Origin of the sequence: Mesorhizobium sp. AA23, from assembly GCF_001672435.1 — a bacterium.
GTDB lineage: Bacteria > Pseudomonadota > Alphaproteobacteria > Rhizobiales > Rhizobiaceae > Mesorhizobium.
On record NZ_LYTP01000012.1, the window covers coordinates 23,704 to 48,467 of the forward strand.

General features: G+C 65.3%; 26 protein-coding genes and 1 pseudogene. 12 read left to right on the top strand and 15 right to left on the bottom strand.

From position 1 onward, the window contains the following. Window positions 1–88 precede the first annotated feature (88 nt). Window positions 89–883 (top strand): helix-turn-helix transcriptional regulator, encoded by a 795-nt coding sequence (locus A9K66_RS10725; RefSeq protein ID WP_067323428.1) that lies wholly within the window; start codon window positions 89–91, stop codon window positions 881–883. 3 nt (window positions 884–886) lie between these two features. On the opposite strand, the gene A9K66_RS10730 is transcribed toward A9K66_RS10725, so the two are convergent. Beyond that, window positions 887–1,822: a CHAD domain-containing protein gene (locus A9K66_RS10730; protein ID WP_067323431.1), complete on the bottom strand. Its 936-nt coding sequence runs from the start codon at window positions 1,820–1,822 to the stop codon at window positions 887–889. Further along, window positions 1,819–2,292, bottom strand: a complete 474-nt coding sequence (locus tag A9K66_RS10735) for a CYTH domain-containing protein (RefSeq protein ID WP_067323434.1) — start codon at window positions 2,290–2,292, stop codon at window positions 1,819–1,821. Before A9K66_RS10735 ends, A9K66_RS10730 begins: the two co-directional genes overlap by 4 nt. A gap of 90 nt (window positions 2,293–2,382) precedes the next feature. On the opposite strand from A9K66_RS10735, the gene A9K66_RS10740 reads away from it, so the two are divergent. The 4 genes from A9K66_RS10740 to A9K66_RS10755 are packed head-to-tail and all read left to right on the top strand — an operon-like array spanning window position 2,383 to window position 6,099. Next, window positions 2,383–3,087 carry a DUF1956 domain-containing protein gene (locus A9K66_RS10740; protein ID WP_067323437.1) on the top strand — a complete coding sequence of 235 codons (705 nt, stop codon included), beginning with the start codon at window positions 2,383–2,385 and terminating at the stop codon, window positions 3,085–3,087. After that, window positions 3,084–4,037 (top strand): HlyD family efflux transporter periplasmic adaptor subunit, encoded by a 954-nt coding sequence (locus tag A9K66_RS10745; protein WP_067003160.1) that lies wholly within the window; start codon window positions 3,084–3,086, stop codon window positions 4,035–4,037. The genes A9K66_RS10740 and A9K66_RS10745 overlap by 4 nt, the downstream gene beginning before the upstream one ends. Further along, window positions 4,034–4,954 (top strand): ABC transporter ATP-binding protein, encoded by a 921-nt coding sequence (locus tag A9K66_RS10750; RefSeq protein ID WP_067323439.1) that lies wholly within the window; start codon window positions 4,034–4,036, stop codon window positions 4,952–4,954. Before A9K66_RS10745 ends, A9K66_RS10750 begins: the two co-directional genes overlap by 4 nt. A gap of 8 nt (window positions 4,955–4,962) precedes the next feature. After that, window positions 4,963–6,099, top strand: a complete 1,137-nt coding sequence (locus A9K66_RS10755) for an ABC transporter permease (RefSeq protein WP_067003310.1) — start codon at window positions 4,963–4,965, stop codon at window positions 6,097–6,099. A 15-nt stretch (window positions 6,100–6,114) separates the two neighbouring features. Here A9K66_RS10755 and A9K66_RS10760 read toward each other — a convergent pair whose 3' ends face one another. Further along, window positions 6,115–7,095 carry a threonine/serine dehydratase gene (locus A9K66_RS10760; RefSeq protein WP_067324606.1) on the bottom strand — a complete coding sequence of 327 codons (981 nt, stop codon included), beginning with the start codon at window positions 7,093–7,095 and terminating at the stop codon, window positions 6,115–6,117. 313 nt (window positions 7,096–7,408) lie between these two features. Beyond that, a complete protein-coding gene (locus A9K66_RS10765) occupies window positions 7,409–7,732 on the bottom strand; it encodes a hypothetical protein (RefSeq protein ID WP_067324609.1) in 324 nt (107 codons plus the stop codon). Between the two features lie 176 nt (window positions 7,733–7,908). Between A9K66_RS10765 and mbfA the strand changes: the two genes are divergently transcribed. Continuing rightward, window positions 7,909–8,892: an iron exporter MbfA gene (gene mbfA / locus A9K66_RS10770; RefSeq protein ID WP_067003167.1), complete on the top strand. Its 984-nt coding sequence runs from the start codon at window positions 7,909–7,911 to the stop codon at window positions 8,890–8,892. A 73-nt stretch (window positions 8,893–8,965) separates the two neighbouring features. On the opposite strand, the gene A9K66_RS10775 is transcribed toward mbfA, so the two are convergent. Further along, window positions 8,966–9,310: an antibiotic biosynthesis monooxygenase gene (locus A9K66_RS10775; protein WP_067003170.1), complete on the bottom strand. Its 345-nt coding sequence runs from the start codon at window positions 9,308–9,310 to the stop codon at window positions 8,966–8,968. After that, window positions 9,307–9,675: an NIPSNAP family protein gene (locus A9K66_RS10780; RefSeq protein ID WP_067003171.1), complete on the bottom strand. Its 369-nt coding sequence runs from the start codon at window positions 9,673–9,675 to the stop codon at window positions 9,307–9,309. Before A9K66_RS10780 ends, A9K66_RS10775 begins: the two co-directional genes overlap by 4 nt. A gap of 186 nt (window positions 9,676–9,861) precedes the next feature. On the opposite strand from A9K66_RS10780, the gene A9K66_RS10785 reads away from it, so the two are divergent. Beyond that, on the top strand, window positions 9,862–10,536 hold the full coding sequence (locus A9K66_RS10785) for a winged helix-turn-helix domain-containing protein (RefSeq protein WP_067323441.1): 675 nt from the start codon (window positions 9,862–9,864) through the stop codon (window positions 10,534–10,536). A 24-nt stretch (window positions 10,537–10,560) separates the two neighbouring features. On the opposite strand, the gene ligD is transcribed toward A9K66_RS10785, so the two are convergent. Both ligD and A9K66_RS10795 read right to left on the bottom strand, forming a co-directional pair. Then, a complete protein-coding gene (gene ligD, locus A9K66_RS10790) occupies window positions 10,561–13,074 on the bottom strand; it encodes a DNA ligase D (protein ID WP_067323443.1) in 2,514 nt (837 codons plus the stop codon). 154 nt (window positions 13,075–13,228) lie between these two features. Next, window positions 13,229–13,735, bottom strand: coding sequence for a ferritin-like domain-containing protein (locus tag A9K66_RS10795; protein WP_067003177.1), 507 nt, complete (start codon window positions 13,733–13,735; stop codon window positions 13,229–13,231). A gap of 397 nt (window positions 13,736–14,132) precedes the next feature. Between A9K66_RS10795 and A9K66_RS29390 the strand changes: the two genes are divergently transcribed. The 3 genes from A9K66_RS29390 to A9K66_RS30220 all read left to right on the top strand — a co-directional run bounded on the left by A9K66_RS29390 (window position 14,133) and on the right by A9K66_RS30220 (window position 15,108). Beyond that, window positions 14,133–14,279, top strand: coding sequence for a hypothetical protein (locus A9K66_RS29390; protein WP_082953820.1), 147 nt, complete (start codon window positions 14,133–14,135; stop codon window positions 14,277–14,279). A gap of 195 nt (window positions 14,280–14,474) precedes the next feature. Beyond that, entirely contained in the window at window positions 14,475–14,927 is a 453-nt protein-coding gene (locus A9K66_RS10800; RefSeq protein ID WP_067323445.1) for a DCC1-like thiol-disulfide oxidoreductase family protein, read from the top strand. Window positions 14,928–14,940: 13 nt separating this feature from the next. Further along, window positions 14,941–15,108 (top strand): hypothetical protein, encoded by a 168-nt coding sequence (locus tag A9K66_RS30220; RefSeq protein ID WP_156751057.1) that lies wholly within the window; start codon window positions 14,941–14,943, stop codon window positions 15,106–15,108. Window positions 15,109–15,129: 21 nt separating this feature from the next. Here A9K66_RS30220 and A9K66_RS10805 read toward each other — a convergent pair whose 3' ends face one another. The 3 genes and pseudogenes from A9K66_RS10805 to A9K66_RS10815 all read right to left on the bottom strand — a co-directional run bounded on the left by A9K66_RS10805 (window position 15,130) and on the right by A9K66_RS10815 (window position 18,627). Beyond that, window positions 15,130–15,507: a DUF1850 domain-containing protein gene (locus A9K66_RS10805; protein WP_067323447.1), complete on the bottom strand. Its 378-nt coding sequence runs from the start codon at window positions 15,505–15,507 to the stop codon at window positions 15,130–15,132. Then, window positions 15,504–17,629 (bottom strand): annotated as a pseudogene (locus tag A9K66_RS10810) (TRAP transporter permease). The gene A9K66_RS10805 and the pseudogene A9K66_RS10810 overlap by 4 nt, the downstream one beginning before the upstream one ends. Window positions 17,630–17,667: 38 nt before the next feature. Further along, window positions 17,668–18,627 carry a TAXI family TRAP transporter solute-binding subunit gene (locus A9K66_RS10815; RefSeq protein ID WP_067003186.1) on the bottom strand — a complete coding sequence of 320 codons (960 nt, stop codon included), beginning with the start codon at window positions 18,625–18,627 and terminating at the stop codon, window positions 17,668–17,670. A gap of 252 nt (window positions 18,628–18,879) precedes the next feature. Here A9K66_RS10815 and A9K66_RS10820 point away from each other — a divergent pair, with 252 nt between their 5' ends. Both A9K66_RS10820 and A9K66_RS10825 read left to right on the top strand, forming a co-directional pair. Beyond that, window positions 18,880–19,242, top strand: a complete 363-nt coding sequence (locus A9K66_RS10820) for a YciI family protein (RefSeq protein ID WP_067003312.1) — start codon at window positions 18,880–18,882, stop codon at window positions 19,240–19,242. Between the two features lie 4 nt (window positions 19,243–19,246). Continuing rightward, entirely contained in the window at window positions 19,247–20,494 is a 1,248-nt protein-coding gene (locus A9K66_RS10825) for a DUF6596 domain-containing protein (RefSeq protein WP_067323449.1), read from the top strand. Window positions 20,495–20,516: 22 nt separating this feature from the next. Here the strand turns inward: A9K66_RS10825 and A9K66_RS10830 are convergent, their stop codons facing one another. The 4 genes from A9K66_RS10830 to A9K66_RS10845 all read right to left on the bottom strand — a co-directional run bounded on the left by A9K66_RS10830 (window position 20,517) and on the right by A9K66_RS10845 (window position 24,760). Beyond that, window positions 20,517–21,146, bottom strand: coding sequence for a glutathione S-transferase family protein (locus tag A9K66_RS10830; RefSeq protein WP_067323451.1), 630 nt, complete (start codon window positions 21,144–21,146; stop codon window positions 20,517–20,519). A 365-nt stretch (window positions 21,147–21,511) separates the two neighbouring features. After that, window positions 21,512–22,492 carry a cysteine synthase A gene (cysK, locus tag A9K66_RS10835; RefSeq protein ID WP_067003192.1) on the bottom strand — a complete coding sequence of 327 codons (981 nt, stop codon included), beginning with the start codon at window positions 22,490–22,492 and terminating at the stop codon, window positions 21,512–21,514. 188 nt (window positions 22,493–22,680) lie between these two features. Then, window positions 22,681–23,298: a LysE family translocator gene (locus A9K66_RS10840; RefSeq protein WP_067323453.1), complete on the bottom strand. Its 618-nt coding sequence runs from the start codon at window positions 23,296–23,298 to the stop codon at window positions 22,681–22,683. A 112-nt stretch (window positions 23,299–23,410) separates the two neighbouring features. Further along, entirely contained in the window at window positions 23,411–24,760 is a 1,350-nt protein-coding gene (locus A9K66_RS10845; RefSeq protein ID WP_067323455.1) for a sorbosone dehydrogenase family protein, read from the bottom strand. Window positions 24,761–24,764: the final 4 nt, after the last annotated feature.

Here is a 24,764-nt window from a genome sequence, read left to right on the forward strand (position 1 = left end):
AGAGCTAGGTTTTTCGATACTTTTCCGGAAGCCAGTTCGAGCGTAGTATCGAGGAGCGATACGAATTCGCGCAAACGAGGTGCATTCCATGAACGGGCCGATCTTCGAGGCGCTGAAACGGACATTGAAGGCCAAGGGCCTGACCTACCAGGCGCTGGCCGAGCGCATGGGCGTTTCCGAGCCGACAGTGAAGCGCATCTTCCATGAGCGCAACTGCAAGCTCGATCGGCTGATACAAATCTGCGCCGCTGCGGACGTGGAACTGGAGAATGTGCTGGGCTCGATGAACCGGGGACCGGGACCGGCCAACCACGTCGCGCCGGAGATCGAGCGGAAGCTCGCCGCGCGGCCGGCGCTGCTCTTCGTCTTCATCATGCTGTCCGAAAAATTCACGCCAGAAGGCATCATGCGCTCACAGGGTCTCAGCGAAGCATCTATGTTCCTCTACCTGCGCGACCTGGAAGAGCTTGGGCTGGTGGCGCTCGGGCGCGGCCTGTCGGCAAGATTGCTGGTCGAGACACCGATCCAGTGGGATTTCGAGGGGCCGCTGCGGCCGCATTTCGAGACGACCAACAAGAATTTTGTCGGCTGGGCGATAACCCATCTGGAACGCGAAGCGACCTTCGTCAGCTTCTCGCGGCGCATGCGGCCGGAAACGGCGGAGATGGTGCGGCGCGAGGCGGAGGAGCTGGCGGAGCGCGCCAGGCTGCTTGCCCATCACGACCAGCACACCACGCCGGAAGAGCAGCTCATCGGCTACAAATGGACCTTCGCCTTCGGCGCGACGCCGTTTCCGGCGATCATGCCGATCGGACCGCATCCGCGCGATGCCGGCGCTCGGACGGATGCCGGGGCGAAAGCAAGGCGGCCGCTGCCGGCGTAGGCGTCAGGCCGCGACCCGGCCGGCTTCCTCATGCGGCGGCGCGAGGTCGTCGCGAGCCTTGCGCGCGAGCTTTCTGGCCGAGCGCTTGGGGCTGTCGCCGAACAATTCGGCGGCATCGGCAAGACAGGTCTTGCTGAGGCTCTTTTCCGCACGCTTCAGCAGCTTGCGCAGAAGCTTGGTGTCTTCGGGCGGACCGAGCGGCTCGCCAGCGGCGACGAGCAGCGCGCGCATGACGAAGACGTCATGCAGCTCGCCCAGCCGTTCGCCAAGCTTGTCAACCGCCTTGCGGCGCGCCTTGATCGGCGCCGGCCACAGGCGGCCGAGCAGCGACAGATGCATCGAATGCGTCTTGCACGCCTTGCGCAGGCCGTGAAAGTCATCGGCCTCGCCGCGCGAGCTCGCCTTATCCAGCGCCTTTTTCGCCCGCCGCAAGGCGGCGCGGGCGCCTTCGGCCAGTATGTCGGCCGCCTGCTCGGGCTGATCGGGGAGCGACAGCCTGTCGATACGCTCCAGACCTTCCCGGCAGGCAGCGACCGCGGCGTTTATGGCAGCGTCGAGACCGGGGCCGGCATGGAGCTCGTGCTGGCGCAGCACCAGCCGCTCGCGGACGGGATCGAGCTCGCCGGCCGCGGTTTCATCCGGAAAAGCGGAGCCCAGACGGTCGATGGTCTCGATGAGAGCGGTCGCCTCGCGCGGGCCGGCAAGCAGCGCCGACACCTGCTTGTAGCATTCGTTCTCGGTCTGGCAGAACGGTTCGTCTCCGGAACGAACCAGGCGCAACAAGGCGCGCACGCCCTTAAGCCGCTTACGGCACTTGTGCAGTCCCTGCTCCGGCTTGTCGCGCGCCGTCTCGAGTTGGCCAAGCGCCTTGCCGATCTCGTCAGCCAATATGCGCCTGACCTCGCCGGTCAGCGGCAAGCGCGGATCGATGCGAATCATGCGGCTATCTCCGGAATCCCGCCGAGGGCCAGCGACGCGTTGTAAAACCTCGACTCACCGGTGACCTCGCGCCCGAGCCAGTCGGGCAGCATTTCGTCAGGCACGTCCTCCGGCGTCTCCAACTCCGCGACCACCAGCCCCGAGAGCACTCCGCCGAACACATCGACTTCATAGAGATAGCCGCGGTGCCTAACATGGTGACGTGTCTTCTCGATGACACGCCCGATCGCGAAGGCCATCAATTCCTCGGCCTCGGCGAGCGGGATCGGATATTCGAATTCGTCGCGCTCGCGCGCCTTGTTGCCGAACTTCAGCGTCAGCGCGGCGGAGCCTCCGTCGCTGATGCGTACGCGAACCGTGCGTCCAGGCTGCGCGGCGACGTAGAACTGACGAATGCGGATATGCGCCTCGACCAGGCTGCGCCAGGCGGGATCAGCGACCAGGAACTTGCGCTCGACTTCCTTGCCCATGGCCGCGCACTAAAGCCCGCCCGCAGGAAGATGGCAAGCCGCGTTGGAATTCAATTTGACTTTAATCAATCGATTGATTAAATTGGTGCAATGAGCAAACAAACGAACGCCAAAGGGCCGCAACGCGAAGCCTCTCCCGCCGATCAAACGCGCGCGGCGCTGGTGCAGGCCGCGCTGAAGCTGTTCGGCCGGCAGGGCTTCGACGGCACCTCGACGCGCGAGATCGCGGCCGAGGCCAAGGCCAATATCGGCTCGATCGCCTATCATTTCGGCGGCAAGGAGGGGCTGCGCGCCGCCGCCGCCGACTTCATCGTCGAGACCATCCAGGGGATCGCCGGCCAGGCGCTCGGCGCACCCCAGCCGGCGGCCCCTTCGAGCCCGGAAGCCGCCCGGGCGCAGCTCTTTGCCGCGCTGGCGCGGATGGTCGGCTTTGTCGTGGCAAGTCCCCAGGCCGGCGAGATCGTACAATTCGTACTGCGCGAGCTCTCGCACCCGACGGCGGCGCTCGACCGCATTTATGCCGGCGTGTTCGAACCGACGCATCGCCGGCTGTGCCAGATCTGGGAGCAGGCGACCGGCGAACCGGCCGAGAGCGAGGCCACCAGGCTCACCGTGTTCACCATCATCGGGCAGGTCATCTATTTCCGCATCGGACGCGAGGCGGTGATGCGCAGGATGGGCTGGCGCGAGATCGGCGACAAGGAGGCCGCCAAGGTCGTGGCGGTCGCGACCGACAACCTCAGGGCAATGCTTGCGGCGCGCGACGCAGCCGCCGGCAGGAAGGTCAAATCATGAGCTTACTCTGTTCGCTGCCGCTCGCGGCCCAGCTGTTCGGCGCCTGCGCGCCGGCCGCCCCGCTTGCCGTCGGCTATGTCGAAGGCGAATATGTGCTGCTGGCGCCGATCGAAGTCGCGCAGGTCGAGACCGTGACGGTCAAGCGCGGCGACCGTGTCGAGCCGGGCGCGCCGGTGGTGACGCTGGAAAGCGCCGATGCCAAGATCGCCGTGGCGCAAGCCCAGGCCGCGCTCGCCCAAGCGCAGGCGCAGCTTGCCGACCTCAAGGTGGGCAAGCGGCCGGAAGAGATCGCCGTGCTCAAGGCGCAGGTGGACATGGCGAAGGCGCAGGCTGCCGACGCCAAACGCAAATATGACCGCGCCAGCGATCTCTACAAGCGCGGCACCGGCACCCAGGCCGATTACGACACGGCCTCGGCTTCGCTGGAGACCGCCAACGCGCAGGTCGGCCAGGCGGAGGCGAACCTTGCCGTCGGCGGCCTGCCGGCGCGGGCCGAAACGATCAGAGCTGCCGAGAACCAGGTCAAGCAGGCGCAATCGGAATTGGGGCAGGCCGAGTGGCGCCTGTCCAAGCGCGTGCTGGCGGCGCCTTCGCCCGGCCGCATCGACGACGTGATCCGCAATCCCGGCGATACGGCCGGACCGACCGCGCCGGTGATCTCGATGCTGCCCGACGGCGCGGTAAAACTCAGCGTCTATGTGCCGGAGACGGCCTTCTCCTCGGTCAAGGTCGGCACCCTGCTCAGCGTCCGTTGCGACGGCTGCGGGCCGGATTTGAAGGCACGCGTCAGCTATGTGTCGCCCGATCCCGAGTTCACCCCGCCGGTGATCTACTCGCTCGAGAACCGGCAGAAGCTGGTCTATCTCGTCGAGGCGCGGCCGGAGGGCGATGCCCATCCGCTGCAGCCCGGCCAGATCGTCGATGTCGACCTGGCGGATATTGACAGATGAACGTCATCGACGTCCGTGGGTTGGTCAAGCGCTTCGGCGACAAGACCGTCGTCGACCATGTCACGATGGCGGTTGCCGAGGGCGAGATCGTCGGTTTCCTCGGGCCGAACGGCTCGGGCAAGACGACGACCATCCGCATCATGTGCGGGCTTTTGACGCCGGATGCGGGCGAGGGCACGGTGCTCGGCTTCGACATCCTTACCGACGCGCTCAAGATCAAACGCGAAGTCGGGTACATGACGCAGAAATTCTCGTTCTACGAGGATCTGACGATCGGCGAGAATCTCGAATTCGTGGCGCGGCTCTACCAGCTGAAGCCGGTCGAGGAGTATGTCTCGCAAACGCTGCAGGAACTCGGCCTGACGACGCGCCGCAACCAGCTCGCCGGCACGCTTTCCGGCGGCTGGAAGCAGCGGCTGGCACTCGCTGCCTGCATCATGCACAAGCCGAAGCTGCTGCTGCTCGACGAGCCGACGGCTGGCGTCGACCCGAAGGCACGGCGCGAGTTCTGGGACGAGATCCACCGCCTGGCCAGCGGCGGGCTCACCGTGCTGGTCTCCACCCATTACATGGACGAGGCCGAGCGCTGCCACCGCATCAGCTACATCTCCTACGGCAAGATGCTGGCCACCGGCACCGTGAACGAGGTGGTGAGGAATGCCGGCCTTACCACCTTCGTGCTGCAGGGACCGCGGCTCGACCGCGTGGCCGAGGCGCTGCAGGGGCGTCCGGGCGTCGACCAGGTGGCGCCGTTCGGCGCCACGCTGCATGTCGTCGGCTCCGACAAGGCAGCCCTCGAAAAGGCGCTCGCCGATGTCGAGAAGGAGCACAAAGGGGTGACGGTGGCGCCGGGCGAGACCAGCCTGGAAGATGTCTTCATCCAGTTCATGTCCGGCTCGAAGGACAACATGGCATGAGAGATGGCGTGAGAGCGATCTTTTCCTTCTCGAGACTCGGCGCGCTGCTGATCAAGGAATTCATCCAGATGCGGCGCGACCGCATCACCTTCGCCATGATGCTGGGCGTGCCGCTGATACAGCTGGTGCTGTTCGGCTATGCCATCAACAACGACCCGAAGAGCCTGCCGGCAGCACTCGTCGCGACCAGCAGCGATCCCTACACGCGGGCGATGGTCTCGGCGCTGCAGACCACCGGCTACTATCGCTTCGACCATGTGGCGCAAAGTGCGTCGCAAGCCGAGTTCCTGATGTCGCGCGGCGATGTCGCCTTCGTCGTCACCATCCCGGCCGATTTCGCGCGACGGGTGGAGCGCGGCGACAATCCGCAGATCCTGATCGAGGCGGACGCCACCGATCCGGCGGTGGCGAGCGGTGCCATCTCGACGCTGAGCACCGTCGCCGGCCAAGCGCTGCTGAGAGCGCAAGGCATGCAGGAAGCGGCGAAGGAGGCGGCGCGCGGCCAGCTCGATGTCGTCGTGCACCGGCGCTACAATCCGGAAGGCATCTCGCAATACAACATCGTTCCCGGCCTGCTCGGCGTCATCCTGCAGATGACCATGGTGATGATGACCTCGATCGCGCTGACGCGCGAGACCGAGCGCGGCACGATGGAAAACCTTTTGGCCATGCCGTCCAGCCCGCTCGAGATCATGCTGGGCAAGGTGCTGCCTTACTTGGTGGTCGGCGCGGTGCAGGTGGTGGTGGTGCTGGCAGCGGCGAAGCTCCTGTTTTCCATTCCCTTCATGGGATCGCTGTCGCTCCTGCTCTCGGCGGTGCTGGTGTTCGTGCTGGCGCTGGTGCTGCTTGGCTACACGATTTCGACGATCGCGCGCACGCAGATGCAGGCGCTGCAGCTCACCTTCTTCTTCTTCCTGCCCTCGATCATGCTGTCGGGCTTCATGTTCCCCTATCGCGGCATGCCGGGCTGGGCGCAGATCCTTGGCGAGATCTTTCCGCTGACGCATTTCTTGCGCATCACCCGCGCCGTCATGCTGAAGAGCGCGGAACTGCCGGCTGTGGCGACCGAGATCGGCTGGCTGGTGGTGTTCGTGGCGTTGTTCGCCGGCGTTGCGCTGGTGCGGTTCCGGCGGACGCTGGATTGAGCGGCGACTGACCGATCAGGCCGCCGCCGCCATGATCTCCGCGTAGGTGCCGAAATCGACATTGCCGCCGGAAAGCACCACCGCCAGGCATTTGCCGGCCAGATCGATCTCGCCGGACGCGAGCGCCGCGAGCGCAACGCAGCCGCCGGGCTCGACCACCAGCTTCAAGTACGCCATGGCGTCGCGCATGGCTTGCGCCGTGGCCTTGTCCGAGACGGCGATGGCGCCGGCGAGGTTTTTGCGGTTGATCTCAAAGGTGATGGCACCGGGCTCGGCGGTCAGGATCGCATCGCAAATAGAGGTGTGGCCGGGCTCATTCGAGACCCGGTCACCCTTGGCGAGCGAGCGGCGCGTGTCGTCGAAATGCTCCGGCTCGACCGCCCAGACTTGCGTCTGTGCCGAGGCGTCCTTCACCGCGACGGAAATGCCGCTCGACAGACCCCCGCCGCCGCAGGGCACGACAACTGCGTCCAGGCTGACGCCCAGCGCCTTCGCTTGGCGCACCAGCTCCAGCCCGATGGTGCCCTGGCCGGCAATGATGGCCGGATCGTCGAAAGGCGGCACCAGCGCCATGCCCTTCTCGATATAGGGGCGAACGATGGTCATGCGGTCGTCCTTGAAGCGGTCGAAACGCACCACCTCAGCGCCCATCTTGCGCACATTGCCGACCTTGAGCGCCGGCGCGTCCGCGGGCATGGCAATGACCGCCCTGACGCCGAACATGGCGGCCGAAGCGGCGACGCCCTGCGCGTGATTGCCGGACGAAAAGGCGACGACGCCGCGGCTGCGCTCTTCTTCGCTTAAGCACGACAATTTGTTGTAGGCGCCGCGGATCTTGAAGGAACCGGTGCGCTGCAGCGTCTCCGGCTTGAACAGGATGCGGCCGCCATAGCGCTTGTTGAGCTCCGGCGATTCGATCAGCGGCGTTTCGACGATCAGCCCGGAAAGCCTGGCGGCAGCGGCGTGGATGTCGGAGATGCCGGGGAGGGCGGTCATGGTGGGCCTCGTGAGAATGATGCACATATGCTGCACGGAAAACGCCGCGGCGCGCCAACGAAAAAATGTGATGGAGACAATATTGGCGATGATAGCGTCGACGGCCGTCACCTTCGTCAGTCTCAGGCGGAGCAAGGAGCGAAGCGACGCGGGAATCCATGTCGGCACCTTCGCGATGCGGGCAGCCGAAGCAGAACGGACATTCTTCGCAGGGTCCTCCAGAGCGCGCTCTCGCTTCTGCATTCCGTGATAGCGCTCGCGGAATGATCCTCGGGTCAAGCCCGAGGATGACGAAGCGAAGGGCGGCCACTGCTCACCCCAGCAGCGCGCGCGTCCGCTTCTTGCCGCCGAGCTTGCGCCAGCTGTTGAAACGATGCGTGGCGGCAGCAAAAGAGATCTTCATCTGCTGGGCGACCGTGTAGCGCGACTTGCCGTCGTCGAACATGCGGTAGCAGCATTCGACGCCTTCCTCGGTCAGCTTGCCGTCCAGCGTCTTGTTGTGCGGATTGGCGGGGTCGAATTTTTCGGCCTGCTGCTCGACCAGGCCTTTGAGCCGCTCCAGGTCGGCCTCGATGCTGGCGATGAGATCGAGAACCGGCTTTGGATCGAATGCGTGCGGGGGCTTCTTGTCCGTCATCCCGTGTTTCCTTCGTTTTTGGCTAATGCGTTCCATATAGGTGAACATTCGGCAATAATGAAGGGTGCGAGCGGAAAGCTGGATCGACGAATTCTGCCTGTCCCGCGGCGTTCGCGATTGACCCTCGGCAAACGATTCCCTAGTTTAGAATCGTTCTAAACTAGGGTGATTTTCTCATGCTTTCCCGTGTTTTCGGCTTTGGCCGCCGCTCCTTCGATTCGCTGTCGGAGCAGGAAATCCTGGCGCTGGCGATTTCGTCGGAGGAGGACGACGGACGCATCTACCGGGCCTATGCCGACGGGCTGGCACAAGAGTTTCCACAATCGGCCAAGGTGTTCGAGGCCATGGCGGAGGAGGAAGACGGCCACCGCGATTCCCTCATCGAGCTTCACCGCAAGCGCTTCGGCGAGCGCATCCCGCTGATCCGGCGCGAGCATGTGCGAGGCTACTACGAACGCAAGCCCGACTGGCTGGTGCGGCCGCTCGGCATCGAGCATGTGCGCCGTCAGGCCGAGGACATGGAGCGGCAGGCTTATCGCTTCTATGTCGAGGCGGCCAAGCGCACCACCGATGCGTCGACCCGGAAGCTGCTCGACGAGCTGGCGGCGGCGGAACTCGGCCACGAGAACTCCGCGCATGAACTCGAACAGGAGCACGTCCCGGGCGAGGTGAAGGAGGAGGAAGCGACAACCGAGCAGCGCCAGTTCATCCTCACCTATGTGCAGCCGGGGCTGGCCGGGCTGATGGACGGGTCGGTGTCGACCCTGGCGCCGATCTTCGCCGCCGCCTTCGCCACCCATGCAACCTTCCAGACCTTCCTCGTCGGCCTCGCCGCCTCGATCGGCGCCGGCATCTCGATGGGCTTCACCGAGGTGGCTTCCGACGACGGCAAACTTTCGGGGCGCGGCTCGCCGGTGAAGCGGGGGCTCACCGTCGGCATCATGACGACGCTGGGGGGACTCGGCCACGCGCTGCCCTATCTCATTCCCTATTTCTGGACGGCAACGATCGTTGCCGCGATCGTCGTGTTCTTCGAACTGTGGGCGATCGCCTTCATCCAGAACCGCTACATGCAGACGCCGTTCTGGCGCGCCGCCTTCCAGGTGGTGCTGGGCGGCGCGCTGGTGTTCGGAGCGGGTGTGCTGATCGGCAATGCGTGAGGGCCGACCCTCCTTCTCCCCTTGCGGGCCAATTACGCATCAGGCCCACAAGGGGAGAAGGGAGAGCCGCGTTTCACCCATTCACTATGCGGCTGTCTTCGGGCGCTTCAGCCCTTTCATTTAGCCCGTAATCGCGCACCACATGGGCGATGCGCAGACGATAGCCGGCAAAGATGCCGCCACGGCCGGCCTTCTGCGCCTGCCGGTGCTCCTCGGTGTTGCGCCAGGCCTTGACGGCTTCCTCGTCGCGCCAGAAGGACAGCGAGAGCACGCGCCTCGGATCGGTCAGGCTCTGGAAGCGCTCGACCGAGATGAAGCCATCGATGCCGTCGAGCAGGGGCTTGAGCTCGGCGGCGATGCCAAGATAGGCGTCACGTTTTCCCTCCGCCGGCTCGACTTCGAAGATGACGGCGATCATGCCTCTATCCCTTCTTTGACCGTTACGTCGGTGCGAAAGACCTGCCTCGGGCCATGCGGTGCCGAGACCAGTTTCAGGAAGATCCGGTCTTCCTTGAGAATGAATTTCTCGCGCCGCGCGAACTCATAGTTTGCCTTGCCGGCCGGGTCGGCGGCAAGCCGCGCGCGATAGGCTTCGTAGGCCGCGAGGTTCTCGATGTTGTAGGCCGCGTAAGCCGTGGTGGCCGAACCCTCATGCGGCGCGAAATAGCCGATCAGCTCGGCGCCGCAGCGCGGAATGGCCTGACCCCAGGCGCGCGCATATTGCTCGAACGCGGCCTTGCCGAAAGGGTCGATCTCGTAGCGGATGAAGCAGGTGACGGTCATTTCGGTCTCCTCGTCGATTGGCTTACTGGGTCGGTGGGCTTGCTGGCGGCGACGGTTCGACCACGGTCGAAACATCGCTTCACCGGCTGTGCTAGCCGTTCTGGTGTCAGCAGCGTTTGCCGAGCTCCTTGAGCTCGCCTGAGAATAGTGCTTCCCTCACGGGAATGCTTCGATGAGGATCGAACTATGCGTGAAGGACCCGATATCGCCCGCATCGCCAGCCTGGTCGGCGACCCGGCCCGCGCCAACATGCTCAACGCGCTGATGGGCGGCACGGCGCTGACCGCGTCGGAGCTGGCGCTTGAAGCCGGCGTGTCGCTGCCCACCGCGTCCTCGCATCTGTCCAAGCTGATGGACGGCGGGTTGCTGACGCTGGCGAGCCAGGGCCGGCATCGCTACTACGGCCTTGCCGGCCCGCAGGTGGCGGGCATGCTCGAGGCGATCATCGGCGTCGCCGAGGCGGTCGGCCCGAAGCGGGTGCGGCCCGGCCCGCGCGACGCGGCCATGCGCGTGGCGCGGGTGTGCTACGACCATCTTGCCGGCGAGCAGGCGGTGGCGATGCTCGACCGTCTGGTCGACCGGAAGCTGCTGCTGCGCCAGGAGAACGAGATCAGGCTGTCGCCGTCAGCCATTTCGCATTTCGCCGCGCTCGGCATCGAGATCGACAGCAAAGCGAAGCGGCCGATCTGCCGCGCCTGCCTCGACTGGAGCGTGCGGCGCTCGCATCTGGCCGGCGCGCTGGGCGCCGCCATCCTCGACAAGGTCATCGTCGAAAAATGGGCGCGGCGCGACAAGGACAGCCGCGCCGTGGTGTTCTCGCCGAAGGGCAAGCAGGAGTTCGAGAGGGTATTTCTGGCGTGACGGACTGGCCGGCTCGGCTGTTGGCTAAGCCCGCTTGAGCGGTTTGCCCAGCTTGAAGAAATCCGCCCACGGATCGGCCTTCTTCAGCTGCCTTAGCGTCGTGGCGTCGCCGAGCGGAAACGCATTGGGCGGCAGGCCCTTCTCGATCTCCGGCCAGGTCACCGGCATCGACACCGTCGCGCCCTTCTTGGCGCGCGAGGAATAGGGCGCGACCGTGGTCGCGCCGCGGCCGTTGCGCAGGTAGTCGACGAAGATCTTGCCGGTGCGCGCCTTCTTCGACAGCGTCGCCGTGTAGCGGTCGGGCGCGGCCTGCTCCAGGGCGCGGGCGAAATCATGGGCGAAGTCCTTCACCTCGTCCCATTCGGCGGAGGGCTTGAGCGGCACCAGCACGTGATAGCCCTTGCCGCCAGACGTCTTGACCAGCGTCGGCAGCGACAGGTCGTTCAGCTTGGCTCGGATATCGAGGGCGGCGGCACGCACCGCCTCGACCCCGATGCCCTCGTCCGGATCGAGGTCGAAGATGATCTGGTCCGGCTTTTCCAGTTCGTCGACGGTCGAGCCCCAGATATGAACCTCGACCACGCCGTATTGGACAAGGGCTGCAAGCCCGTCGAAGTCCCTGATGAACAAGATCTCCTCGCCGTCGGTCGGATCGTTCATCCTGGCGATCTTGTCGCTCATGCCCGGTGAGGCATGTTTTTGGAAGAAGCGCTGGCCATGGATACCGTCGGGCGCCCGCACAAGGCTGAGCGGCCGGTTGACGACGAATGGCTCAATTCGCGGCCAGACCAGGGCGTAGTGATCGAGGAGATCCTGCTTGGAGACCTTTTCGTCGGGCCACAGCAGCTTGTCGGGATGCGACAGCTTCACCGAGGTCTTCGCCGTTCCGGCCGAGGTTTTTGTCTCGGTCCTGCCGCTGCTCGCCTTTGCTCCGCTTTTTGTCTTGCCGTCGGCTTGCTTCGGCTTTTCCTGCACCACGTCCTCCGCCGGCTTGTCCTCGCGCAGCCCCTGGAACGAGGCGTGGCGGATTATATGGTCGGATGTCCAGCTGCGGAACTCCACTTCGCCGACAAGCTCGGGCTTGACCCAGACGAGGCCCTTGCCCTTCGGCACGGCGGCAGAAAAAGGCGACTTCGTCGTCTTGAGGCTGTCGAGTTTTTTCTTAAGGTCCGCAGCCACCTTGCCGGAAAAGCCGGTGCCGACGCGGCCGGCATAGTTGAGCTTGCCGCCTTCATGATAGCCGACCAGCAGCGAGCGCAGGCCGCGCCCGGTCTTGTCCGAGGGCAAGTAGCCGCCGATGACGAATTCCTGGCGCAGCGTGCACTTCGACTTGATCCAGGTGAGGCCGCGGCCGCTGCGATAGGGCGCGTCGGCACGTTTCGACACCACGCCTTCGAGACCCATGCGGCAGACATGCTGCAGCATGACGCTGCCTGGTTCCGCAAAATGATCGCTGAAGCGGACGGCGGATTGCTCCGACCGCTCGCCGAGCAGTTCGGCCAGCGCCTGTTTGCGCTCGACCAGCGGCTCGCGGCGAAGGTCCTCGCCATTGAGCCGCATCAGGTCGAAGACGTAGTAGATGAAGCGGTCGGTGCGGCCGGCCGAGAGATCCGCCTGCAGCATGGCGAAGGAGGACACGCCGCTGTCGGCCAACACGACGATCTCGCCGTCGATGATGGCGTCGCGGCATTTCAGTCCGGCAAGCTCGGCCACGACCGGACCTTCGAACTTCTTCGTCCAGTCAAGGCCGGTGCGGGTCAGCAGCCGGACATCGCTGCCGGCGATCTGCGCCTGCATGCGGTAGCCGTCGAACTTCACCTCATGCACCCATTCCTCGCCGGAAGGCGCATTCTTTTCGAGCGTCGCCAGCTGCGGCTCGACGAATTCGAGGCGTGGGGATTTTGCCTTGCCTGCAGCCGGCTTGTTGGAATGCCAGACCCTTGGTTTGGCGCCCTTGGCCGTCTTGCCTTCGCCGATCTCCTCGATGGTCAAGCCCGACTTTACCGATTGCGGCGCCTCTACAAGTATGTCTTCACCAGGGCGGGCGGCGGCGTCATTGGATTTGATCAGCAGCCAGTTGTCGCGCTTTTCGCGCGGGCGCGGCTTCAGCCTGACCAGATGCCAGCGGCCGTTGAGCTTCTGGCCTTCGAGCTCGAAGTCGATATGGCCCTTCTTCATGCCCTTGGCCGGGTCGCCGTCGGGGATCCACCGGCCTTCGTCCCAGACGAGGACGGAACCGCCGCCATATTCGCCCTTCGGAATGGTGCCCTCGAAAGACGCATAGTCGATCGGGTGGTCCTCGACATGCACCGCCAGCCGCCTCTCGTGCGGGTCGAGACTCGGTCCGCGCGTGACCGCCCAGCTCCACAACACGCCATCATGCTCGAGCCGAAAGTCATAGTGGAGCCGCGTCGCGGCATGCTTCTGGACAACGAAGATGCCGCCGGCGTCGGTCTTCTTGCCGGGCGCGAGCTGGCCGGCCGGCTCCGAGGTTTTCCGGAAATCGCGCTTGGCGTGGTATTGCTCGAGGCCGGCCATGACATCGTGCTCCTATGCGGATCTGCGCCTGGACGTAGACGCCACGGCGACCTCCCTGGCAGGCGGGTGCCATCGCAACGGCCAAGGCTCCGCTTCGGTTCCGGGCAGGCGAAAGGCCGGCGGCTGTCCGCCGGCCTTTCGGGCTCACAACTAGCTATTCGGCAGCCTGGAGGTTGACCTTGCTTTCCGCGATCTCGGTGAGCTTGCGATCTGTCGCCTCTTCTTCCTTGAGGTTCTTGGCCAGCACATTGGCGCAGTCGCTGCGGCCAAGCTGCTTGGCCCAGGCGATCAGCGTGCCGTAGCGCGTTATCTCGTAATGCTCGACGGCCTGAGCCGAGGCGATCAGCGCGGCATCGAGGACCTCCTTGTCCTCCACGTCGCCGCTCACGTCGTCAGCCTCCTCGAGGATGCCGTCGATGGCGGGGCAGTTGACGGTCTTGGCCTTGACGCCATGCAGCTCGAATACCTGCTCGACCCGTTCGATGTGGCCCTTGGTCTGCGCGAGATGCTTCTCGAAACCGGCTTTCAATTGCGAATCCGTCGCCTTGTCGATCATCTTCGGCAGCGATTTCTCGATCTGTTTTTCGGCATAATAGATGTCGCGCAGCGTGTGGACGAAGAGGTCGTCCAGCGTCTTGATGTCCTTCGAAAAGAAACCCATGGCGGTTGCCTTCCATGTCTGGTGTTGTCTGGAAGTTGCGCGGCCGGTCCGCCGCCAACGCGGCCGGGTTCGGCCCCGGCCTTGATCGATCAACGTCACCGCGCAGGGCAGGTTCCTGCCGGCGGACGACGCCGCACGGAAATTTCAAGCCACCTTCGATGCGTGAAACAGAAGCGCGCCCAAGCGACATAGAGACGAAACATATGTGATGCAAAAGTCACACGAGCCGGAAACGCGACAAAAGGCGTGGAAACACCGCGAATCAGCCGCATTCCGGCCACGATGCAACGCGTTTCGGACCAGAAATTAACATCGCGTTCACCGACTATTCACGCCTCAAGGCTATGATCCTCGCAATTCGGAAGGGACATCCGAAAACGGGACAGGGACAGGGAAAATGAACTTCTGGAACCACATCGCCGGCTATGCCGCCGCCATCCGCGAATTCGTCGCGCCGACCTATCGGCCCGAGCGCTATTACATGCGCGGCCCGGGCCCGGCCTGCGCACGCCGCGGCAACCAGCTCGGCATCGGCACGCACTGACCACGATGCTCGACAGCCGCCACAACAGCCGGATCTGCAAGCCGGTCGCCGACACCCGCGCCACGACCTATCGTGACGAGCGCCCCGCCGTCATCGACGGCAGGCGTGCGACAACGCCGCGACTTTGATGCCGCCGCCGGCTGGCTTAGTGTCCCCCTAGCTTAGTGCCTAGGGGCACAAGCAGCCGCGGCCGACATGACCGACCTGTCCGAACAGAAACGTCCCCTCCTCCCAGGCCAAGCTTACGATGCCCGCCAGCCGCTGCTCGTGTTCGACGGCGTCTGTGTGTTCTGCTCGGGCTTCGTCCAGATCGTCCTCAAGATCGACCGGAACAAACGCTTCCGCTTGGCCACCGCGCAATCGCCGCTCGGCGAGGCGCTGTTTCGTGAGCACGGCCTGCCGAGCGAGGATTACGACAGCAACCTCGCCATCATCGACGGCGCCGCCTTCACGAAGCTCGACAGTTTCGTCGCCGTCATGGCGGCGCTCGGCTGGCCGTGGCGCGCCGCGAGATTGCTGATCGTCCTGCCGCGGCCGCTGCGCGACTGGCTGTACGACCGCATCGCCAAGAACCGCTATGCGCTGTTCGGCCGCAAAGACAGCTGCGAGATCCCCTCCGCCGAGCTGCGGCAGCGGCTGATCAGTTGAGATCGGAGGGCGGATGAAGCTTCTGATTGTCGGCGGTTACGGCACCTTCGGCGGGCGCATCGTGCAGTTGCTGGAGAGCGAGCCGCGTCTGACCTTGCTCGTCGCCGGCCGCTCGCTCGCCAAGGCCGAGGTCTATTGCAAAGGACGAGGCGGCACCAAGGCCAGGCTCTCGCGCCGGTGATGTTCGATCGCGACGCGGATTTTATCGCGGCTGGCTCGAACCCGCGCAGGCTTCGAGCACGACCGTATCCCCGGCCGTCCCGCCAAGCTCGCGACAGCCCTTGGCCGTGCACAAGGTCCAGCCTCCCCCGGTTGCGCCGGATGCGGCGAGCACCAGACGCGGCTGTGATCGGACCCTGGGAGCATAGACCCACCATCCGTCCCGCAGCACCGAGCCTTCCGGCGGCTCCATGCCGGCGCCGGAGCCCTTGACGCGCGCTTCGACGACGCGCAGACCTGCCGGCGTCACCTTCCAGTCCTCCTGCCAGCGCGTCCGTTCCACCGAATGCGTCCAGGACAAGGTAAAGGCGGCAACGGCAAGCGTCACCGACTTGCCGGCTGCGAGGATGCACAGGCTCATGCAGGGCCGGCCGCGGATGCCTGGCGCGCGCGCCAGCAGTGCCAGCCGATCCAGAGCAGCGCCAGCGCCCAGCCGGTTTCGTCGGTGAGCGGCAGCGCCGCCACCAGCAGCACGCCGGCGGCGAAGGCGACCAAGCGCTCCCACCAGGCCATGCGGCAGGCGAGGAAGCCGACGGCGGCGGCGCCCCAGAGCACGATGCCCATGCAGGCTTTGGCGACGACGTAGGCGACCTCGACCGGATAGCCGAACGAAGCCGCGATCGGGCCTGCATCCTGCAGCATCAGCGCCGGCGTGTAGACGGCCATGAACGGCACGACGAAGCCGGCGATGGCGAGCTTGGTCGCCTGAATGCCGATCTTCAGCCCGCTTTCCCTGGCCATGGGCGCCGCGGCGAAAGCGGCGAGCGCCACCGGTGGGTGAGATCAGCCATGATGCCGAAATAGAAGACGAACATGTGGCTGACGATGAGCGGCACGCCGAGCGACAGCAGCGCCGGGCCGGCGAGCGAGGAGGTGATGATGTAGTTGGGGATGGTGGGGATACCCATGCCGAGCACTAGGCAGGTGAGCATGGTGAGCAGCAGCGACAGGAACAGATTGTTCTCGCCGATGGAGATGATCCAGCCGATGAAGGTCGAAGCGATGCCAGTCAGCGTCAGCGTGCCGATGACGATGCCGACGATGGCGCAGGCGATGCCGACAGGCAGCGCGTTCTTCGCCCCTTCGGCAAGCGAGTCGACGCAGATGCGCAGCGTCTCGCGACCGCCATTGAAAGTGACGCAGGCGACAATGAGCGCCGCGATGACGAGGCCGAGGATGTTGACGCCGAAGCGCATGAAGGAGGCGGCGGCAAGGCCGAGCGCCAGCCAGAAGACGACGCGGAAGGCGAACGGTCCGATCAGCGCCGCCAGCGGCGTGCCGAGGATCAGCACGATGGTCAGCGCCAGGCCCATGGTGCCGGCGAAGATCGGCGTATAGCCGGCGAAGAGCAGGTAAACCAGCACGGCAAGCGGCAGCACCAGCGGCCAGTGCTGCCGCACCGCATCCCAGGGATTGGGCAGCTCAGCCTTGGCCATGCCGTGCAGGCCGGCCTTGCCCGCCTCCAGATGCACCTGCCAGAAACAGGCGCCGAAATAGAGCAGCGCCGGAATGATCGCCGCCTTCACCACCTCGGCGTAGGGGACGTTCAGCGTCTCGGCCATGATGAAGGCGACCGCGCCCATCACCGGCGGCATGATCTGGCCGCCCATCGAGGACGTTGCCTCGACGGCGCCGGCGAAGGCCGAGCGGAAGCCGAAGCGCTTCATCAGCGGAATGGTGAACTGGCCGCTCGCCACGACATTGGCGACGCCCGAACCGGAGATGGTGCCCATCAACGCCGAGGAGAGCACGCAGACCTGGGCCGGACCGCCGCGCCAGGAGCCGACCAGGCCAAGCGCGAAATCGTTGAACAGCGCGATCATGCCGGCGCGTTCGAGGAAGGCGGCGAAGACGACGAAGATGAAGATGTAAGCCGCCGACACATAGACCGGCGTGCCGTATATGCCTTCGGTGCCGAAGGCGAAGGTGTCGACGAGCTGGGCGAAATCGTAGCCGCGATGGATGAAGGGCGGCGGCAGGTGATTGCCGACGAAGCAATAGGCGAGGAAGATGAAGGCGATCACCGCGAGCGGCAGCCCCATCAGCCGCCTTGCCGCTTCGAAGACGAGCACCACCAGCAGCGTGCCGACGATCAGGTCCGGCGTGGTGAGGAAGCCGGAGCGGCGGATGAGGTCGGCGTAGAAGACCCAGTTGTAGAGGCCGGTGCCGAAGCCGAGCGCGCCGAGCATCCAGAACGCGGCCTTCGCCGCTACGCCGGTGGCGCGCAGGTTGGCGATCAGGCCGAAGCCGAGCAGCAGCAGGAAGCCGACATGCATGGCGCGCACCACCTGGCTGGGCAGGCTGCCATAGGCGGCGATGTAGATCTGGAAAACGGAGAAGGCGACGGCAATCAGGAAGGCCGCCTTGCTGGCGATGCCGCCGCCGAAGCCCGGCGGCAGGCCTTCGACCTGTTCTTCGGCGACAGGGAGATGAAAAGTGGTCGAATTGCCGTCGGTCGTTGTTCCAGACGTTGCTTTGCTCATCCGACGCGCTCCATAGCAGACTGCCGCGCCATCCTCGCTTACTTGATCAGCCCTTTTTCCTTGTAATATTTCTCCGCGCCGGGATGCAGCGGCACCGGCATGCCGTCCAGCGCCTTGGCCGGATCGATCGCCTTGGCGGCGGCATGGGCGGCGGCGAGCTGGTCGAGATGCTCGAACATCAGCTTGGTCATCTGATAGGCGGTCTCGTCGGAAACATCGGCCCGGGTGACAAGGAAATTGCCGACCGCGGCGGTGGCGACATCCTCGGTCTGGCCCTCATAGGTGCCCTTGGGAATGATCACCGAAAGATAGGGCGAGCCGATCTTGGCGACGTCCTCGGCCGGCACGGCGACGACGTTGATCGGCACCGAAGTTGCGAGATCGCGGATCGAGGCGACGCCCAGGCCCGCCGATTGCAGCGTGGCGTCGAGCTGCCGGTTCTTGATCAACTCGACCGACTCTGCGAATGGCAGGTACTCGACCCGTCCAAGATCCTCATATTTCAGCCCGGCGGCAGCGAAGATGGCGCGGGCGTTGAGCTCGGTGCCGGAGGCGGGCGCGCCGACCGACAGGCTCTTGCCCTTGAGGTCGGCGAGGGTCTTGATGCCGGACTCCTTGCTGGCGACGATCTGAATATAGTTCGGATAGATGGCGGCTATGCCGCGCAGCTTGTCGAGCTTGCCGGGGAAGCCGGCTTCGGTGTTGCCTTCGGCGGCGAGCTTGACGGAATCGCCGAGCGCGAAGGCGATCTCGCCCTTGCCCTGCTGCAGCAGGTTGAGGTTCTCGACCGATGCCTTGGTTGCCTGCACCTGGGTGCGGGCGCCTTCGATGCCCTTGCCGTAGATTTCCGACAGCGCGACGCCGAGGGGATAGTAGACGCCCGACGTGCCGCCGGTCAGCACGGTGATGAATTCCTGTGCCCCGGCCGACATGGCGCCGAGGCCGAGCGACAATGCCAAAGCGCCGGCGGCAACAAATTTCGTCCTGAAATCGAGCATTTTGTTTCCTCCTCCTGATGGTCGCGCCGCGCCGCCTCTGCCGGCGCGAAGCTGGGAGTTTAGACAGGAGACGCCAAATGCCAACCCGCAATTGCAGCCATTAGACGAACGATCGAGGGGTGGCGAAAGCGCCGGCTTGCGCTCGATTGCTTTGGAGGCGAAAGATTTTCGCGGCGCCTGTCGAAATCGGCCGTGGCCGCACGACATAGGTCGGCCCGCGACGACGCGGCCTTCGAGAAAACGGAGAAGACCATGCGATACATGCTTTTGATCTACAATGACGAAGCGGCAATGGCGAATGCGCCGCGCGACAAGACCGAACAGACGCTTGCCGCCTACGGTGCCTATACCGAAGCCTTGAAGAAGTCCGGCGCGTACCTCGCCGGCGAAAGGCTGCGTCCGACCCAGGCGGCCACTTCGATACGGCTCGCCGACGGCAAGACCAATGTGCTCGACGGTCCCTATGCCGACACAAAGGAACAGCTTGCCGGCTTCTACATGATCGAAGCGACCGACATCGACACCGCTATGGAATGGGGCGCGCGCTGCCCGGCAGCCAGCACCGGCACGGTCGAGGTGCGGCCGATCTGGGAAATGACCGACTACCGGTCCTAGCAATATGGACAAGCGCCCGGAGACCGCGCGGGCGGCGGCCGAGGCGGCCGCCCGGCAAAGCTACGGCAAGCTGGTTGCCTATCTCGCTGCTCGCATGCGCGACGTTGCCGGCGCCGAGGACGCGTTGGCCGACGCGTTCGCCGCCGCACTGGAGCGCTGGCCGAAGAGCGGCGTGCCCGAAAAGCCGGAGGCCTGGCTGCTGGCGGTGGCGCGCCGCCGCGACGTCGACGCCGTGCGGCGGCGGCTGACCGGCGAGGCGGCCCGCGGCCACCTGCAGCTGATTGCCGAAGAGGCGGAGGCGCGCATGACGCACGAGGATTTGCCCGACGAGCGGCTGAGGCTGATGTTTGCCTGCGCACATCCGGCGATCGAGGCCAGCGTACGCGCGCCGCTGATCCTGCAGACCGTGCTTGGCTTCGACGCCGCAACCATCGCCTCGGCCTTTCTGGTCTCGCCGACGACGATGGGCCAGCGCCTGGTGCGCGCCAAGAGCCGCATCCGCGAGGCCGCCATCCCCTTCCGGGTACCGGAGCGGGCCGAGCTCGGCGAGCGGCTCGATGCGGTGCTGGAAGCGATTTACGCCACATTCGCCGAGGGCTGGTCGGATCCGGCCGGCACCGAGACGCGCCGACGCAACCTGGCTACGGAAGGCATCTGGCTCGGCCGGCTGGTCGCGTCGCTGATCCCGGATGAGCCGGAAACGCTCGGGCTCCTGGCGCTGATGCTTTTCGCCGACGCGCGGCGCACGGCGCGGCGCAGTCCCGACGGCGACTTCGTGCCGCTGGCTGAGCAGGACGTGGCGCTTTGGGACGACAAGCTGATCGACGAGGCGGAAGCGCTGCTCAGGCGCGCCGCGATCAGGGGAACCATCGGCCGCTACCAATTGGAGGCTGCGGTCCAGTCGGCGCACACGGCAAGGCGGCGGAGCGGCCGCACCGACTGGACCGCGATCCGCCAGCTTTACGACGCGCTGATGGCGATTGCCGGCTCGCCGGTGGTGGCGATCAACCGCGCTGTCGCGATCGCCGAAGCCGAGGGCGCAGCCGAGGGTCTTGCCGCGCTCGACGAGATCGGCGGCGATAAGCGGCTTGCCGAATACCAGCCCTATTGGGCGGCGCGGGCCGAGCTCTTAGCCAGGCTCGGCAGGACGGCCGAGGCCGCCGAGGCTTACGACCGGGCGATCGGCCTCGAGCGCGATCCGGCCTTGCGCCATTTCCTGCAGGCCGAGCGGGGGAAGCTGGTCCGCAACTGAGGCGAGACGGCGGTTCCAGCAACTAGTCCTGCGGCCACATCTCATGAGAAAGGTTCAGTTTCCGCATGATCGCATGCTGGCGCAACTTGCCCCACAGCCGTTCGATGTTCGGCCAGGCTACGCGAGCGCTCTTGGTGTCGGGATGCCAGGCCACCAGCATCACGAGATAGATGTCGACCAGCGAAAGTTCCTCACCGGCCAGCCACTCACGGCCGGCGAGCGCGCTATCGAGAATGGCAAAGCCGCGATCCATTTCCGCGATAGCCGCCTCCTTGACCACCTGCACGCTATCGGCGTCGGCCGTGTAGCGGTAGGGGTAATAGAGCCTCAGGATCGCGGGATAGAGCGCCGACGACATGAAGGCCATCCAGCGCAGGAAATCGGCGCGGGCCGGCGAGCCCGCTTGCGGCGCCAGATGCGCTTCTGGATGACGCTCGGCGAGCAGGATGCAGATCGCCGCCGATTCCGTCATCGACCGGCCGTCGGGCAACGTCAGCGCCGGCACCTGGTTCAACGGGCTGATGGCGAGGAAAGCCGGATCGGGCGGATCCTTCTTCGGCACGTCGATCTGCCGGAAAGGCGCGCCGGCCATAGCCAAGGCCGCCTCGACGACGAATCCGCCGCTGCCGGGACGCGTGTAAAGCTTGTACATAAAATCCTCCCGCCGGCCGATTCGAGGCCGGCGGCGATTTGAACCGGAAGCGGCGCCTTCCTCAAGCCGGGCTCCGCTTGCCACAGACGCTTTTTGAGCGATCCAGCTTGCATCATCCCGGGAGTGCCGCTTGTTCGCAAGCTCTTGAGATTGGCTGTGGCGTTCCCGACTTTGGTCATCCACGTGCGAGCAACGAGCTGCGCGACGCGCGCAGACCCGAGGATCCATGCCTTGACGTCTCCACGTCACAAGCGTTGCGGATCTTTCTGCGGAGGAGGAACAGCGGCTCCGTTAATCTCGGATAAGACAGGTGGTATCCATTCTGGACCGTGGCATTTCCCGGCCATTCTTCGAGGTATGAGCGCCTACGCCCCCAGCCCGTCGAACAGGATCGTCGAGAGATAGCGCTCGGCGAAGGACGGGATGACGACGACGAGGTTCTTGTCCTTGTTTTCCGGCCGCGAGCCGACGACGATCGCCGCCTGCAGCGCGGCACCCGACGAGATGCCGACCGGCACGCCTTCGAGGCGGGCGACGAGGCGCGCATTGGCGACCGAATCCTCGTTCGAGACTCTGACGATCTCGTCATAGATCGTGGTGTCGAGTATCTTGGGCGCGAAGCCGGCGCCGATGCCTTGAATCTTGTGCGGGCCGGGCTGGCCGCCGGAGAGCACCGGCGAGGCTTCCGGCTCGACCGCCACGACATGCAGCGAAGGCTTGCGCTTCTTCAGCACCTGGCCGACGCCGGTGATCGTGCCGCCGGTGCCGATGCCGGCCACGAAGATGTCGACCTCGCCATTGGTGTCGTTCCAGACCTCCTCCGCCGTGGTGCGGCGGTGGATTTCCGGATTGGCCGGATTCTCGAACTGCTGCGGGATGATGGCGTTGGGCAGCGTGGCGGCAAGCTCGTCGGCCTTGGCGATGGCGCCCTTCATGCCTTTCGGGCCTTCGGTGAGCACCAATTCGGCACCGAGCAGCGCCAGCATCTTGCGACGTTCGACCGACATTGTTTCCGGCATGGTGAGGATCAGCTTGTAACCCTTGGCGGCGGCGGCGAAGGCCAGCGCGATGCCGGTGTTGCCGGAGGTCGGTTCGATCAGCGTGGTCTTGCCCGGCGCAATCTTGCCGGCCTCCTCCAGCGCCTCGATCATCGAGACGCCGATGCGGTCTTTGACCGAGGCGATCGGGTTGAAGAATTCGAGTTTGGCCAGCAGGTTGGCGACGACGCCCTTCTCCTTGGCGAACTTATCCAGCCGCACCAGCGGCGTGTCTCCAATCGTCTCGGTGATCGAGTTGAAGATGCGGCCGCGGCCGGGGACGCGCGCGGAGGTGACGGGCTTGTTCATTGGTTTCGCTCCCAAGGCAAAGGCATAGGCATACAGAATAAGGCTTTCAGCCGCGCAAGATAGGCTGCCCGCCGAAAATATCCGAGTGGGGCGGCTGCTGAAAACCTCCCCGCGCCGGAAATGCATTTTCCGGATCGGCCCGTTTCAGGGATGCTTTCCCCGAAACGGGGGCCGGTTGAGAATGTGGCCTATTGACGGGCCGCGATGGCGGCTGCCGCTCCCATCATGAAGCCGGCGGCGGTGCGGTTCAGCACCTTGAGCGCGCGCGGCGATCTCAGGAACCAGCGCGCCTTGGCAGCCAGCGCCAGATAGGGGACCAGCACCACGAACAGGACGACAACGGTCAGCGCGACAAGGATGCCGTAGTCGGCCGGCGTGATCGTCTTCAGGTCGACGATGGTCGGCGTGATGGCGAGATAGAAGATCATCGTCTTCGGGTTGCCGAGCGTCACCGTCAGCCCGGCGATGAAGCTCGACGCCAGGCCGCTTCTGCCCTTGCGCGCCTCGACCGTCTCGGGCGAGATGCCGCTGGTCCAGAAGCGCCAGGCAAGGAAGGCGAGATAAGCGACGCCCGCCCATTTGATGGCGAGAAACACCATGCCGAAGGTCTGGGCGACGAAGGCGAGGCCGAGCACGACGGCGGTGAGGTAGGTAATGTCGCCGAGCATGAGACCGAACGACATAGCGAGCGACGAACGGAAGCCGGAGCCGAGCGCGCGGGCAACAAGCGCCGTCACGCCGGGGCCCGGAATGGCGGCGGCGACGCCGAGGGCGGCGCTGTAGGCGAGAAATCCTGTCAGTGTCATGGCTTGAACCCAGCGCTATCCCGAGATCGGGATCCAGAGCGGCGGCCTTTTACCACGGCGTCGGGGCGGCGTTAATTGCCTTGCGGCCGGATTCGGTTGCACCAGCGCCGCTTCAGGACCGGCCGTCGCCGTAGGTGACGCGCCATATCGTGCCGCTGCCGTCCTCGGTCAGGATCAGCGAACCATCGTTCGCCACCGCGACACCGACCGGCCGGCCCCAGACCGCATCGTCGGCAATGACGAAGCCGGTGGCGAAATCCTCATATTCGCCGGTCGGCTTGCCGTCCTTGAACTTCAGCCGCACCACCTTGTAGCCGGTGCGGACATTGCGGTTCCACGAGCCGTGCAGGGTGACGAAGGCGTCGCCCTTGTAGTCGGCCGGGAAGTTGCCGCCCTCGTAAAAGGCGATGTTGAGCGGCGCCGAATGTGCCTGGATCAGCACGTCCGGCACCGTGACCTTGCCGGCGAGATCGGGCCGCGCGCCTTTGTGGCGCGGATCCTCGTTGTCGCCGATATAGTACCAGGGCCAGCCATAGAAGGCTCCCTCCTTGACGGCGGTCGCATATTCGAAAGGCACGTTGTCGCCTAGCTCGTCGCGTTCGTTGACGACGCACCAGAGCGCGCCCGTAGCCGGCTGCACCGTCATGCCCGAGCAGTTGCGCAGGCCGGTGGCGACCATCCTGCGGTTCTTGCCGTCAGGATCGAAAGCGAGCACATCCGCTCGGCCTTCCTCCGCGCCCCAGGTAGCGCCGAGCGGTGCCGATCTCGCCCATTCTTCGACGCCGCCCTTCGGCCTCGCTCCAATGCCCTCTGCGGTATTCGAGCCCGAGCCGACCGAGAGATAGAGCGTTTTGCCGTCGGGCGAAAAAGCGATGTCGCGCGTCCAGTGATGGCTCGACGGGATGTCCGAGACGATCGTTTCCGGCTCGCCGGAAGCTTTGAGGTCGCCGTCGCGATAGGCAAAGCGGACGACGCTGTTGCTGTTGGCGACATAGACCCATTGCGGCTTGTCGCCCGGCGGATAGAAGGCGATGCCGTAGGGCCGGGTCAGGCCTTTGGCAAAGACCGACTTCTCGGCGGGCTTGGCGCTGCCTTCGGCCAGTCGATAGACGCGGACCTGGTTCGCCCTGCTGTCGGCGACGAAGAGATCGCCGTTCGGCGCCGTGCGCACGACACGCGGGCTGCTGATGCCCGAAGCCACCAGCTCGGCCGAAAAGCCGGGTGGAAGGGCTGGCTTGGCATCCTCGGGGCGATCGGTGACACCGCCGCCGTTCGAGGCGGATTCGGCGACATTCGGCTTCGGGAGATCGTCGGGCCTGATGAGGCGCCGCACGCCGGGCCGGTCGGCCTTCCAGTCACCGAAGGCCTTTTTGCCGGTGAGCAGGGGCTGGTCGGCCTGCTGCGCTACGGCGCCGGAGACCAGGAGCAAGGCGAGGGCGGCAAGGCCGGCAATGCGTATCATGCTG